Origin of the sequence: Chromobacterium violaceum ATCC 12472, from assembly GCF_000007705.1 — a bacterium.
In the GTDB taxonomy this organism is placed as follows: Bacteria; Pseudomonadota; Gammaproteobacteria; order Burkholderiales; family Chromobacteriaceae; genus Chromobacterium; species Chromobacterium violaceum.
On the sequence record NC_005085.1, the window covers coordinates 2904340 to 2917204 of the forward strand.

Consider the following 12865-nt stretch of genomic DNA (forward strand, 5'->3'; position numbering starts at 1 on the left):
TCCCGACTGCTGAAGTTCAATGCCTGGCATTATGATTGGATTTTCGGATACTATAAAAATACCAACCATCGGTTAAACCGATATGACTACCTCAATCGACACCCTCTCCGCCTTCGTCTACGCCGCCGACCTCGGCTCTTTCTCCGCTGCCGCAAGGCGCCTGGGCAAGAGCCAGTCCACCATCAGCGAGGCCATCGCCAACCTGGAAATCGACTTGGGAAGCAGCCTGTTCGACCGGGGCACCCGCGCGCCCACCCTGACGCCCGCCGGGCGGCTGCTGTTGCCCCAAGCGCGGCAGATCATGGCCGCCAGCCAGGATCTGCGCAGGCAGGCCGCCCAGCTGAACGCCGGCGTGGAAACCCGCCTCACCATCGTGCTGTCCGACACTTTCCAGTCGCGCACGCTGGAAAGCGTCGCCTGCCGGCTGGAAGAACGCTATCCCTTGCTGGAGCTGGAATGCCTGGTCGGCGAGCAAGAGGACGTGCTGGACCTGATCCTGTCCGGCCGCGCGCAACTGGGCCTGGTCGGCGCGATGGACAGCTATCCGCCCGATGTCCGCCACCAGCGCCAGCGCGAAGCCAGCGAGCTGGCGCTGTACGCCGCCCATCGCCACCCGCTGGCCGGCATGGACCGCATCGACGAACAGCAGCTGGACCAGCACCGCCAGCTCAGGCTCAATACCTACAGCGACAAGACGCCTGCCGATTCCGGCCAGCGGCAATGGTACGCGCCCAGCTATCTGATGCTGCTGGACATGGCTCGGCTAGGGGTGGGCTGGGCCGAGCTGCCCTGCTGGCTGGTGCACAGCTTCGGCGGCGGCGAGCTGAAGCAGCTGGATGTGGCCGGCTGGCCCAAACGGATGCCGGTGGACCTGGTATGGGCGGCCAACAAGCCGCTGGGCGCGGCGGCGGGATGGCTGCTGCAACAGCTAACCGATGGAGCGGAGCAGCGCTAAACGATCAAGACGGCCTCCATCGTCTCCCCCGCTCCGCGGCTTTGCGCCTTGTCGGCGTCAATCCGCCACTCATTGCCATGGCGACAGGTCCGCAGCGGGCGGACAAAACCGTCGAAACCGCTTCCACCGCCTTCGCAGGATTGCAAACGCCGCAAATCCACCTTGCTGATCCTGCGGCAAGGGGTATTGCCTTACCCGTCGAAGCCATAAGCGCCGCCAGGCGAGGCCGGTCTCTCCGTAGCCTGCGCCGCGCACGGGCACGCCATGCAGATGCCCGCCATCCTCATCCACCTCATCATTTGATCCTCCTGGCAATCCCGCTCCGTCCTCCATGATCCATCCAGAACTCACCGCCATCTCGCATGGTTTGCGCCGGCACGCCTGTCTAAAAGGATGGAATCAGCCGACTCGTCCCTACATCCCGCCTATCCTAGCGAGGCGTCCGTTTGCGAGACCCGTTCACGATCTTGTATCAGTAGCGCAGCCCGCCACGAGGAGAAAGCAGATGAGCTTAACTACCGTAACCGTGAAGAATCACTCCAGCCGCAACCTCTACATCGACAGCGATCCGAACTGGGACGATCAGGAGCTGCTGCTGGAAGACAAGCCGCTGCGGCGCGGCTACGCGCTGGAGCCAGACCGCGCGGCCCGGATCAGCGTGGACTGGATCGGCGCCGGCAACGCGTACATGATGGGCGTGATCTTCGCCGACGGCCCCGATTACGATTACGGCGGCGACGGCTTCTACCAGCTGACCATAGGCCAGAACGAAGACAGCGGCCTGCTGGACGTGACCGATGGCGGCGGCGAAGCCAAGATCGCCTACTCCATCGGCCAGCAGACGCCATGGAGCATGACCATGGATTTCGCCGACAATTGAGGCGCAAACAAAAGCCGGCCCGCCCGGGCCGGCTTGTCCTGTCGCGGCGTCCGAAGCGCTACGCCAGCGCCAGGGCCGGGTTCCATCCCTGCGGGATCGCCCCCAGCAGCTTCTTGGTGTAGCCGTCCTTCGGCTCGCGGTAGATCACGTCCGCGTCCGCCTGCTCCACCACCTGGCCCTTGTTCATCACCAGCACCTGGTCCGAGATGTGCTTCACCACCGCCAGATCGTGCGAAATGAACAGGTAGGACAGCTTGTACTCGTCCTGCAGGTCCTGCAGCAGGTTCAGCACCTGCGCCTGCACCGACACGTCCAAAGCCGACACCGATTCGTCGCAGATCAGCACTTCCGGCTTCAAGGTCAGGCAGCGCGCGATCGCGATCCGCTGCCGCTGGCCGCCGGAGAACTCGTGCGGGTACTTGGCCAACGCGCCCGCCGGCAGCCCCACCTTGTCCAGCAGGTCCTGCGCCAGCCGGCGCCGCTGGCCGGCGTCCTGGCCAATGCCGTGCAGCAGCATCGGCTCGGTCAGGATCTGCTCCACCGTGAAGCGCGGGTTCAGCGACGCGTACGGGTTCTGGAAGATGATCTGGATCCGCTTCTTGTAGGCGTGGAAGGCCTTGGCGCTCATGCCGATCAGGTCCTGGCCGTGGAACAAGGCCTTGCCCGCCGTCGCCTGGTGCAGCCGCACCAGCGTCAGCCCCACCGTGGTCTTGCCCGAGCCCGACTCGCCGACGATGCCCAGCGTCTTGCCGCGCGCCAGCTTGAACGACACGTCCCGCACCGCGTGGAACTGGCGCTTGCCAAACAGGCCTTCGCGGATGTCGAAGCTCTTGCACAGCCCCTGCACGTCCAGAATGATCTCGTCGCCGGCCGCGTAGCCGCGCGCCCGCTCCGCCGGCTCCACGTAGCCGCCCGGCTGCAGGAAGTCGTCGATCACCGCCAGCCGCTCCGGGCGGCGGTCCAGGTGCGGCCGGCACGACAGCAGCGCCTTGGTGTAGGCGTCCTGCGGATCTTCGAAAATCTGCTTCACCGTGCCCTGCTCGCGGATCACGCCGTGGCGCATCACGATCACCTCGTCGGCGAACTCGCCCACCACCCCCAGGTCGTGGGTGATGAACAGCACCGACATACCGTGCTTCTTCTGCAGATCGGCGATCAGCTGCAGGATCTGCTTCTGAATCGTGACATCCAGCGCGGTGGTCGGCTCGTCGGCGATCAACAGCTTGGGCTCGCAGGCGATGGCGATGGCGATCATCACCCGCTGCTGCTGGCCGCCGGACAGTTCGTGCGGGTAGCTCTTCACCCGCTTCTCCGGCTCCGGCAGACCCACCTCGCGCAGCAGCTCCACCGCCCGCTTCCACGCCGCGCCGCGGCTCAGCCCGGCGTGCAGCGTCAGCGTCTCGACGATCTGCTCGCCGACGGTGAACACCGGGTTCAAGGAGCTCATCGGCTCCTGGAAAATCATCGCGATGTCTTTGCCGCGCAGCCGGCGCAGCTCGGCCGCGCTCAGCTTCAGCAGGTCGCGGCCGTCGAAGCGCAGTTCCGACGCCGGATCGATCTCGCTCGATTGCGGCGGCAGCAGCTGCATGATGGCCATCGACGTCACCGATTTGCCGGAACCCGATTCGCCGACCAGCGCCACCGTGCGGTGGGCCGGGATGTCGAAACTGACGCCCTTCAGCGCCTCGAAGCGGCCGCCGTCCTCCTGGCGGAAACGCACCCGCAGGTTGCGCACCGAAAGCAGGGTTTTGTTATTGCTCATGGTGTGATCCTCACTTTACCTTGGGGTCCAGCGCGTCGCGCAGGGAATCGGTCAGCATGCTGAAGGCCGTGACCAGCAGCGACATGAACACCACCACCATCGCCAACTGCCACCAGTAGCCCTGCATCAGCTCTTCCGGCACCTCGGACAGCATCGAGCCCCAGCTGACCTGGCGCACATCCACGCCGAAGCCCAGGAAGGACAGGATCACCTCGTACTTGATCAGGCCCACCATCAGCAAGGAAAACTGCACCAAGAGCAGGTGGGAGACATTCGGCAGGATGTGAACGAACATCCGGCGCGCGCTGCTGGCGCCGATGGCGTCCGCCGCCTGCACGAATTCGCGCGAGCGCAGCTTGATGAATTCGGCGCGCACCAGGCGGAAAGTGCCGGGCCAGCTGGTCAGCGACAGCACCAGGATCACCGTGCCCAGGCCGCGGCCGGCCACCGCGGCGAAAGCCAGCAACAGCAGCATGTCCGGCATGGCGGTGAATACGTTGTAGAACCACATCAGGAAATCATCGATCTTGCGGCCGAGGAAACCGGCGCAAGCGCCCAGCGACGCGCCGATCACCACCGACAGCAAGGCGCCGAAGAAGCCGACGAACAATGAAGTGGACGTGCCCTTGACCACCTTGTCCAGGATGTCGCGGCCGCGGATGTCCGCGCCGAACGTCAGCGACTCCGCCTTCTTCACTTCCGGCACCACGTACTTGTCGCGGTTCTTCATCGCCGCCTGGGTTTCCGCCCAGATCGGGTCTTCCTCAGGACGCAGGCCGGTTCCCGTGACCGTCTCGGCTTTTTTCGCGCCAGAGGTCTGGGCAGCATCATGCGCCTGCTGATACAGGAAAGTAGGCGGCGCGTAGGACACTGCCACCTCGGCATTCCAACCGCGGCCGATCAGGCCGACCCAGCTGCACAAGGCCAGCAGCATGAAGCCGGTTACAATCCACAAGCACGCGAAACCGATGCGGTCGCGCTTCAAGCGTTGCCAGCCCAGCGCCCACAGGCTGCGGGACGGGACGGCGGCCGGCGCGGCGCCGGCGGTATTCTGCAATGTCGTCATCGTCTCTCTCCCCTTACTTCAGCTGGACGCGCGGATCGATCCACTTGTACAGGACATCCGCCAGCAGGTTGAACACCATGGCCGCGGCGGCGATAGTGATGGTGATCGCCTTGATCACCGGGAAGTCGCTCTTATCCACCGCGTTCAGCAGCTCGTTGCCCATGCCGGGAATGCCGAAGAAACGCTCCAGCAGCATGGAGCCCAGCATCAGGAAAGGCAGCGACATGGTGATGTTGGTGACGACCGGGATCAGCGCGTTGCGCAGCACGTGCTTGAACAGCACCTTGGGCTCGGACAGGCCCTTGGCGCGCGCGGTGCGCACGTAGTCGTGGTTCAGCTCTTCCACCACAAAGCTGCGGTAGAAGCGCACGCTGGGCGCCAGCGCCACCAGAATGCCCAGGATCAGCGGCAGCGGCAGGTAGACCAGCAAATTGGTGGCCAGGCTGTTGTCGTCCCAGCCCATCACCGGGAACAGGTCCATCACGAAAGCAAGCTGGTATTGGCCGACGATGATGTAGACCAGGGAGCTCACCGACATCGCCACCGTGCAGATCATGGTGACCAGGCGGTCGGTCAGCGTGCCGCGGAAATAAGCGACGGCGACGGCAATGGGCAGCGCGGTCAGCAGCTCCAGCACAAGCAGACTGCCGGCCAAGGTCAGCGACGGGCCGACGCGGTTGGCCAATGTGCCGGAAACCGATTGCTGCGTGGCCCAGGAATTGCCGAAGTCGTAAGTGAACACCTGCTTGACGAACAGCAGGAACTGCTCCGGCAGGCTCTTGTCCAGGCCCAGCTGCACGCGGATATTGGCCAGCATCTCCGGCGTCAGGCGCTTGCCTTCCAGAATGAAGGTGGGGTCGCCGCCCACCCAGTTGAACAGCACGAACACCAGCAGCATGACGCCCAGCATGGTGGGGATCATCTGCCAGAGCCGGCGAATGATGAATGCGAACATGTTTTTTCCTTGCTCCGTCCGGCCATCCGGCGGAAACGAACTAGATGGGACTCAATGCCGGGCGATGTCGACGTAGCGCCAGAAGCCGCCGATCGTATAGATCGGGTGTGGCTTGTAACCGAGCACATAGCCATGGGCCAAAGAGTTGGTGAAGCGGGTCACGCCCAAGACATAGGGCTGATAGGCCGCCACCACCCGGTTCATCTGCTCGAACTTGGCTTCGCGTTCCGGCCCGTTTGGCATCAGGCGCGATGCCTCGAACAGTTGGTCGAACTTGGGCCGGCTGAAGGCGGACAAATTGCTGCCGCTGGCGATGCTGTCGGTCCACAGCTCAATCATGGTGTCGTCGCCGTCCGGCATCGAAGCCGTCCCGCCCAGACTCCACATCTGCAGCTTGTGGCCATAGGCGCTCTTCAGGTTCTCGTTCCACTTGGCCACCTTGAAATTCACCCGGATCTTGAGACTGTCGAATGTCTTCTGCCAGATCTGGTTGAACTGTTTGTCCAAAGCCGAGGCCTGGGTCGCCTGCGTAATCAGCAAGGGCTTGCCGTTAGGCAGCGTGCGATAGCCATCTGGCCCGATCTTGTAGCCAAACTGGTCAAGCAAGGCGTTGCCCAGCGCTGGATCATATTTGACCTCGCCACGGAAGCCCGGGCTGGAGCCGGACATGCCGGTCGACACCGCGCCCTGCATCGGCACCGCCTGGTTGCCGTAAATGAGAGGCACCACCTCTTGCTTCAGCGGATATGCCAGCGCGATCGCGCGGCGCAGCGCGATCTTGTCCTTGCCATAGCCACCGACAACGGGGTCCAGCATGTTGAAATAGGCGTAGGTCACGTCCAGATTCAGCACATGCGACAACCTGATGCCCCGCTTAGCCAGCACCGGATTCAACGAGGTCTGGAAGGGATCGTTGTCCGTCACATGCAGCGCCGTCTTCATCGCGGCCTTGGGCACCGCCACCACATCCAGCTGCTTGTTCAGAAAAGACAGCCAGCGCGGCTGATCTTCCTCGATCACACGGATTTCCACCCGACCGACCGCAGGCAGGGTCTTGCCGGCCATGTCCCTGGCGATTGCCTGATCCTGAGGATCGGCGCCCGGCTCTCCGTCGAACACCACCTTGCGGTAGCCCGGATTGGCCACCAGCACGATCTTGCTGCCCTGCTTCCACTCTTTCAGCATGAAGGGACCGGTGCCGACAGGATGGGACATGGTGTCCTTGCTGTAAGCCTCAATCGCCTCGCGAGCGACGGCGCCGAACTGCTTGGCCGCCAGCGTGTACTGGAAAATGAAGTTGGTCTTGGTCAGCGTCAGCCGCAAGGTGTAGCGATCCAGCACCTGGATGCCGGGAATCGGCGCCGCATAATCGAACTTGCCGGTCTTGCTTGCGCGCTTGCCGGCTTCCGCCAGGCCCAGCACCCAGTCCGTCATCATATTGGAAACCGGCGAGTTGACGACAGGATCGGCGAAGCGCTTGAAGGAGTAGGCGTAGTCTTCGGCAGTCAGCTCGCGCTTCTTGCCCTTGAACACCGGATCGTCGGCGAAATAGATGCCGGGCCGGATCCGTATCGTGTAAACGCGGCCATCGGCGGATATTTCTGGCATCGCCGCCGCGGTGTTGGGCTTCATTTTCAGCGGCCGGGCCAGGTAATCGTATTTCAGCAGCGGTTCGAAAATGTTCTCGATCACGCCGATCGAATACACATCGTTGACCTTGCCGGGGTCGAAACCGGTTTCCGGCGCGGGGATCGACACCCGGAGCACTTTGTTAGGGTCGGCTGCGTGAGCGGACAGCGCGAGCGAGCCGCCCAGTACCAGCATGGGCAGCCATTTCAGGTGCGTCATCTTGAATTGTTCTCCTTCGTAGCGCGGGGCCTTCGCGGCCCGCTTTATTCTTTGCGCCCGCCATCGCCAACTGCTGCAGCCATGACAAGCGCGAATGAATGTAAAGCCAATTCGCTACGCGGGTCAACAAAAAAATATCAAGATGGCATCAGGAAAATTCAATTAAGGCCTTAGACGCCTCACGCCACACTCCGGCAGGTACCGTCGTACCAGCGCTGCGGCAGGAAACGACGCAGGAACCAGAACAGTTTGGTGGGAAAGGTCACGCGGTAGCGGGCGCGCGGCCGGCGGCTGGTGACGGCTCGCCACACCGCCTCCGCAACCGCCGTAGCCGGCAGCGTGAACGGCGCGGCGTGGCCCTCTTTCTTCAGCCTTTCCAGCTGCTGCTGGTAATTGTCGCGATGCACGCTGCCGTCGATGTCGACGTTCTTCAAAAACTTCGCCAGCGCATTGGGGCGGAAGCGGCTCTCTATCGGGCCCGGCTCCACCAGCGACACGTGGATGTCGGTGCCGTGCAGCTCCTGGCGCAGCGTGTCGCACAGGCCTTCCATCGCGAACTTGCTGGCGTTGTAGGCGCCGCGCCAGCGCATCGCGGCGAAGCCGAGGATGGAGCTGTTGTAGACGATGCGGCCATGGCCTTGCGCGCGCATCGTTTTCATCACGGCATTGCTCAGCTCCCACGGACCGAACAGATTCGTCTCGAACTGCTCGCGCATCGCCTGGCGCGAGATGTCTTCCACCGCGCCGGGCTGGCCGAAGCCGGCATTGTTGAACAGCGCGTCGAGCCGGCCGCCGGTCCGGGCCAGCACCTCGTCCAGCGCCGCGCGGATCGAAGCGGCGTCGTCCACGTCCAGCCGCAGGCTCTCGAAGCCTTCCGCCAGCAGCCGCTCGACGTCCTCCTGCCTGCGGCAGCTGGCGAACACCCTCCAACCTTTCTCGCGGAACCACTTGGCCGTGTGATAGCCGATGCCGCTGGAGCAGCCGGTGATCAGGATGGTGCGGACGGTTTCGGTCATGTCGGGCCTCGGGGAAGATAGGGAGTCGCCACCCTACACCATTCGTCGCCGCGCCGGAACCGCCCGATATGAAGATAGGAGGACCGGAAGGCTGTCGTTTTTGCTCGGAATTGGACTAGAATGTCGGCCTGACACGCACGAGGAATACCGCCATGGCAAAAGCCGCCAAAGCGCCGGCCAGCTTCGAAACCGCGCTGGCCCAGCTGGAGGACATCATCCAGGCGATGGACAGCGGCGACATGCCGCTGGAAACAGCCCTTGCCTCCTACAAGCAAGGCACCGAATTGATCAAGTTCTGCCAGGGCAAGCTGGCCGACGCGGAACAGCAGCTGAAAATCCTGGAAAACAACGAACTGAAGACGCTGGATCTGCCCAATGGCCAATGAAAGCTTCATCGGCTGGATGACCTCCATCCAGCAATACATGGAACAGGCGCTGGAAAAGTTGCTGCCGTCGGCTGACTGCGCCCCGCAACGGCTCCATGAAGCGATGCGCTACGCGACGCTGGAGGGCGGCAAGCGCGTGCGCCCGCTGCTGGTGTTCGCCGCCGGCGAGCTGGTCGGCGCGCAAGCGGACAATCTGGCCCGCATCGGCGCGGCGCTGGAAATGGTCCATGCTTACTCGCTGGTCCACGACGACATGCCCTGCATGGACAACGACGTGCTGCGCCGCGGCAAGCCCACCTGTCACATCGCCTACGATGACGCCACCGCGCTCCTGGTCGGCGACGCGCTGCAGACCCGCGCCTTCGAGCTGATCTCCCAGCCCATGCCGGACATCGCGCCGGCCAGCCAGCTGGAAATGGTCCGCGCGCTGGCCCACGCCGCCGGCCACGCCGGCATGGCGGGCGGCCAGGCGATAGACCTGGCCAGCGTCGGCCTGCCGCTGACGCTGCCGGAGCTGGAATTCATGCACATGCTGAAGACCGGCGCGCTGATCCGCGCCGCGGTGTTGGCGGGTTCCATGGCGGGCCGCGAGCTGTCCGCCGCAGAGAAGGAGGCGCTCGACGCCTTCGCCAAGCGCATCGGCCTGGCCTTCCAGGTGGTGGACGACATTCTGGACTGCGAGGCGGACACCGCGACGCTGGGCAAGACCGCCGGCAAGGACGCCGCCAACGACAAACCCACCTACGTCAGCCTGCTGGGCCTCGCCGAAGCCAAGCGGATGGCGAAGGATTTGCACGACCAGGCCTTCGCCGCGCTGGAGGGCTTCGGCCCGCAGGCCGACCGCCTGAAACAACTGGCCGACTACATCGTCGCCCGCTCGTTTTGAACCGCTCGTGGAGAAACCATCAGGACGGACCACCGCCCGGCGAGCCCTCTCACTGCAGAACCACAACAATGTATCCGCTGCTTGAAAACATAAACAGCCCCGCCGACCTGCGGCTGCTGCCCCGCACCCAGCTGCCGCAGCTGGCGGGCGAACTGCGCGAATTCCTGGTGGAGTCGGTCAGCAAGACCGGCGGCCACTTCGCGTCCAATCTGGGCAGCATCGAGCTGACCATCGCCCTGCACTACGTGTTCGACACTCCGCACGACCGCCTGGTGTGGGACGTAGGCCACCAGACCTACCCGCACAAGATCCTGACCGGCCGCCGCGAGCGCATGCACACCATGCGCCAGCACAACGGCCTGGCCGGCTTCCCCAAGCGCGAGGAATCCGAATACGACACCTTCGGCGTCGGCCATTCGTCCACCTCCATCGGCGCGGCCCTGGGCATGGCGGTGGCGGCCAAGACGCTGGGCGTGGACCGCAAGAGCGTGGCCATCATCGGCGACGGCGCGATGACCGCCGGCCAGGCCTTCGAGGCGCTGAACAACGCCGGCGCGATGGACACCGACCTCTTGGTGATCCTCAACGACAACGACATGTCGATCTCGCCCAATGTCGGCGCGTTGAACAACTACCTGGCCAAGCTGATGTCCGGCCGCTTCTACGCGGCGATGCGCGAGGGCTCCAGCAAGGTGCTGGGCATCGCCCCGCCGCTGAAGGAGATCGCCAGCAAGGTGGAAGAGCACGTCAAGGGCTTCTTCACCCCGGGCACGCTGTTCGAGGAGTTCGGCTTCAACTACATCGGTCCGATCGACGGCCACGATGTGGACGTGCTGGTGGATACGCTGAAGAACATCCGCAGCCTGAAAGGCCCGCAGTTCCTGCACATCGTCACCAAGAAGGGCCAGGGCTACAAGCTGGCCGAGAACGATCCGGTCAAATACCACGGCGTCACCAAGTTCGACCCCGCCAACGGCCTCGCCAGCGGCAAGGGCGGCGCCGGCAAGCCGCAATACACCCAGGTGTTCGGCGACTGGCTGTGCGACATGGCCAAGCTGGACAAGCGCCTGGTGGGCATCACCCCGGCGATGCGCGAAGGCTCGGGCATGGTACGCTTCGAGAAGGAGCACCCGGACCGCTACTACGACGTGGCCATCGCCGAGCAGCACGCGGTGACCTTCGCCGGCGGCATGGCCTGCGACGGCCTGAAGCCGGTGGTGGCGATCTACTCCACCTTCCTGCAACGCGGCTACGACCAACTGATCCACGACGTGGCGCTGCAGAACCTGCCGGTGATGTTCGCGCTGGACCGCGCCGGCCTGGTCGGCGCCGACGGCCCCACCCACGCCGGCGCCTTCGACCTCAGCTACCTGCGCTGCATCCCCAATATGACGGTGATGGCGCCGTCGGACGAAAACGAGTGCCGCCAGTTGCTGTACACCGCCTTCCAGCTCGATACCCCGACCGCCGTCCGCTACCCGCGCGGCACCGGCCCGGGCGCGGAAATCCAGCAGCAGATGGCGGCGCTGCCCATCGGCAAGGGCGTGGTCCGCCGCCGGGGCAAGCAGGTCGCCATCCTGGCTTTCGGCAGCATGGTGCATCCCGCCCTGGCCGCCGCCGAAGCGCTGGACGCCACCGTCGCCGACATGCGCTTCGTCAAGCCGCTGGACGCCGAGCTGATCCGCAAGCTGGCGCAGACCCACGAGCTGATCGTCACCGTGGAGGAAAACGTGGTGATGGGCGGCGCGGGCTCCGGCTGCGGCGAAGCGCTGCAGGCGATGGGACTGGCGGTGCCGACGCTGCACCTGGGCCTGCCGGACGACTACGTCGAGCACGGCGATCCGGCGCTGCTGCTGTCGCTGTGCGGCCTGGACGCCGCCGGCATCGAGAAAAGCATACGCGAGCGCCTGGCCGGCTGATGGCCTCGCTGCCGCTCCCCAGTCTGGAAACCCGGCTGCAGCTGCACGCGGAGACCGCGCTGTCGCTGGTTTGCGCCGCGCTGTTCACCTGGCTGTGGCGCGGCGCGGACCTGCACGCCCTGCTGCCGCGCCAGGGCGAGCAATGGCTGGCGTGGGCGGTGTTCTTCTGGCCGCTGTGGCGCACCGGCCGCCATATCCTGCGGCGGCCGCGCCAACGCCAGCTGGGCGATCTGATCGGCCTCTACATCGGCCTGGTATTGCAGTTCGCCGTCGTGTACTACCTGTTCGCGCTGCTCCTGAGCGGCGGCAGCGCCTTCCACGGCATGACGCCGCTGTACGACCGCCAAGGCAATCCGTTGCCCGGTTTCTACAGCCACGCCGCCCTGCTGTTCCTGGACTGCTTCCACCTGTCCATCGCCACCGCCGCCACCGTCGGCTATGGCGACATGTACCCCACCTACTGGCCGGTGCGGCTGCTGGCCGACCTGCAGATCATCTTCACCAGCGCGCTGGTGATCATAGGCTTCGGCCGCCACTTTTCCGGCCAGGGGCCGCGGAACGCCGGCGATCAGGCCTCCTCCCGCTGACGGATGTAAACCAGGCTGAGCAGGATGAAGCCGACGAAGGCGTATGCCTTCATCTGGCCATTCCACTTGCTGGCCCACATCGCGAAATACTCGCCGCCCACCACCGCGAAGCCGAAATACCAGACCAGCACGGCGACCAGCGCGCCCAGTGTGAACAGGCTCTTGCCCCAGGCCAGGCCGTCGCGGCCGGCCGCCGCCCTCAGCATGCCGACCCCGCCCGCCATGCATAACAGCCCGCAAGCCATTTCGCCGACAATGATGGCGAAATAAGCCAGTTGCTGCCCGAACGGATCGCGCACTGCCCTGCCCTCCAAGGCCGCGCCATTGAACCAAGGCTCCAAGGCATCCATCGACAGCACGTGGCGGACGAATTGCCAGTTGGAGTCGTAATCGATGATATTTCCGCTCGCCACCAGCAAGCCGAACGCGCCGATGGACAAGGCCAACACGGCCTTGCACAAGTACTGGATGCGCAGATGGATAGTCAATTGTTCTTTTGTCACGGATTTCTCCAGAATTTTGGCAAACCCGCAGCTTGCCATGATCAGCCCGCGGCCGAAATAAAAAAACGGCCTGGCAAAGCCAGACCGTTCTTCATCTTCGGG

At 64.4% G+C, this 12865-nt stretch carries 12 protein-coding genes; 6 read left to right on the plus strand and 6 right to left on the minus strand.

Features of this window, described 5'->3' with window-relative positions; translation table 11 throughout:
- Positions 1 to 82: 82 nt before the first annotated feature.
- Together CV_RS13145 and CV_RS13150 are read left to right on the plus strand one after the other, a co-directional pair.
- Positions 83 to 955 carry a LysR family transcriptional regulator gene (locus tag CV_RS13145; protein ID WP_011136229.1) on the plus strand — a complete coding sequence of 291 codons (873 nt, stop codon included), beginning with the start codon at positions 83 to 85 and terminating at the stop codon, positions 953 to 955.
- 505 nt (positions 956 to 1460) lie between these two features.
- The gene (locus tag CV_RS13150; RefSeq protein WP_011136231.1) at positions 1461 to 1835 is read left to right on the plus strand and encodes a hypothetical protein; all 375 of its coding nucleotides are present in this window, start codon (positions 1461 to 1463) and stop codon (positions 1833 to 1835) included.
- 58 nt (positions 1836 to 1893) lie between these two features.
- On the opposite strand, the gene CV_RS13155 is transcribed toward CV_RS13150, so the two are convergent.
- The 5 genes from CV_RS13155 to CV_RS13175 form a co-directional block, all read right to left on the minus strand.
- Complete coding sequence (locus CV_RS13155; RefSeq protein ID WP_011136232.1) at positions 1894 to 3597, minus strand: ABC transporter ATP-binding protein; 1704 nt, start codon at positions 3595 to 3597, stop codon at positions 1894 to 1896.
- A 10-nt stretch (positions 3598 to 3607) separates the two neighbouring features.
- Positions 3608 to 4663, minus strand: coding sequence for an ABC transporter permease (locus CV_RS13160; RefSeq protein WP_011136233.1), 1056 nt, complete (start codon positions 4661 to 4663; stop codon positions 3608 to 3610).
- A gap of 13 nt (positions 4664 to 4676) precedes the next feature.
- Positions 4677 to 5618, minus strand: coding sequence for an ABC transporter permease (locus CV_RS13165; RefSeq protein WP_011136234.1), 942 nt, complete (start codon positions 5616 to 5618; stop codon positions 4677 to 4679).
- A 51-nt stretch (positions 5619 to 5669) separates the two neighbouring features.
- Positions 5670 to 7466 carry an ABC transporter substrate-binding protein gene (locus tag CV_RS13170; protein WP_011136235.1) on the minus strand — a complete coding sequence of 599 codons (1797 nt, stop codon included), beginning with the start codon at positions 7464 to 7466 and terminating at the stop codon, positions 5670 to 5672.
- 179 nt (positions 7467 to 7645) lie between these two features.
- Positions 7646 to 8482, minus strand: a complete 837-nt coding sequence (locus tag CV_RS13175; protein WP_011136236.1) for an SDR family oxidoreductase — start codon at positions 8480 to 8482, stop codon at positions 7646 to 7648.
- A gap of 152 nt (positions 8483 to 8634) precedes the next feature.
- Here CV_RS13175 and CV_RS13180 point away from each other — a divergent pair, with 152 nt between their 5' ends.
- From CV_RS13180 to CV_RS13195, 4 genes are all read left to right on the plus strand, one after another.
- Complete coding sequence (locus CV_RS13180; RefSeq protein WP_011136237.1) at positions 8635 to 8868, plus strand: exodeoxyribonuclease VII small subunit; 234 nt, start codon at positions 8635 to 8637, stop codon at positions 8866 to 8868.
- A complete protein-coding gene (locus CV_RS13185; protein ID WP_011136238.1) occupies positions 8858 to 9754 on the plus strand; it encodes a polyprenyl synthetase family protein in 897 nt (298 codons plus the stop codon). The genes CV_RS13180 and CV_RS13185 overlap by 11 nt, the downstream gene beginning before the upstream one ends.
- Before the next feature lie 68 nt (positions 9755 to 9822).
- Positions 9823 to 11673 (plus strand): 1-deoxy-D-xylulose-5-phosphate synthase, encoded by a 1851-nt coding sequence (dxs, locus tag CV_RS13190; RefSeq protein WP_011136239.1) that lies wholly within the window; start codon positions 9823 to 9825, stop codon positions 11671 to 11673.
- Entirely contained in the window at positions 11673 to 12260 is a 588-nt protein-coding gene (locus CV_RS13195; RefSeq protein WP_043596277.1) for an ion channel, read from the plus strand. Before dxs ends, CV_RS13195 begins: the two co-directional genes overlap by 1 nt.
- On the opposite strand, the gene CV_RS13200 is transcribed toward CV_RS13195, so the two are convergent.
- A complete protein-coding gene (locus tag CV_RS13200; RefSeq protein ID WP_218567025.1) occupies positions 12242 to 12763 on the minus strand; it encodes a DUF2165 family protein in 522 nt (173 codons plus the stop codon). The two genes, CV_RS13195 and CV_RS13200, sit on opposite strands and share 19 nt — an antisense overlap.
- Positions 12764 to 12865 lie beyond the last annotated feature (102 nt).

What these genes read in the sequence shown, in the direction of transcription:
- CV_RS13155 (WP_011136232.1), bottom strand. Translation starts at nt 3,597, where the DNA reads ATGAGCAATAACAAAACCCTGCTTTCGGTGCGCAACCTGCGGGTGCGT.
- CV_RS13175 (WP_011136236.1), bottom strand. Translation starts at nt 8,482, where the DNA reads ATGACCGAAACCGTCCGCACCATCCTGATCACCGGCTGCTCCAGCGGC.
- CV_RS13195 (WP_043596277.1), top strand. Translation starts at nt 11,673, where the DNA reads ATGGCCTCGCTGCCGCTCCCCAGTCTGGAAACCCGGCTGCAGCTGCAC.
- CV_RS13160 (WP_011136233.1), bottom strand. Translation starts at nt 4,663, where the DNA reads ATGACGACATTGCAGAATACCGCCGGCGCCGCGCCGGCCGCCGTCCCG.
- CV_RS13185 (WP_011136238.1), top strand. Translation starts at nt 8,858, where the DNA reads ATGGCCAATGAAAGCTTCATCGGCTGGATGACCTCCATCCAGCAATAC.
- CV_RS13145 (WP_011136229.1), top strand. Translation starts at nt 83, where the DNA reads ATGACTACCTCAATCGACACCCTCTCCGCCTTCGTCTACGCCGCCGAC.
- dxs (WP_011136239.1), top strand. Translation starts at nt 9,823, where the DNA reads ATGTATCCGCTGCTTGAAAACATAAACAGCCCCGCCGACCTGCGGCTG.
- CV_RS13170 (WP_011136235.1), bottom strand. Translation starts at nt 7,466, where the DNA reads ATGACGCACCTGAAATGGCTGCCCATGCTGGTACTGGGCGGCTCGCTC.
- CV_RS13180 (WP_011136237.1), top strand. Translation starts at nt 8,635, where the DNA reads ATGGCAAAAGCCGCCAAAGCGCCGGCCAGCTTCGAAACCGCGCTGGCC.
- CV_RS13165 (WP_011136234.1), bottom strand. Translation starts at nt 5,618, where the DNA reads ATGTTCGCATTCATCATTCGCCGGCTCTGGCAGATGATCCCCACCATG.
- CV_RS13150 (WP_011136231.1), top strand. Translation starts at nt 1,461, where the DNA reads ATGAGCTTAACTACCGTAACCGTGAAGAATCACTCCAGCCGCAACCTC.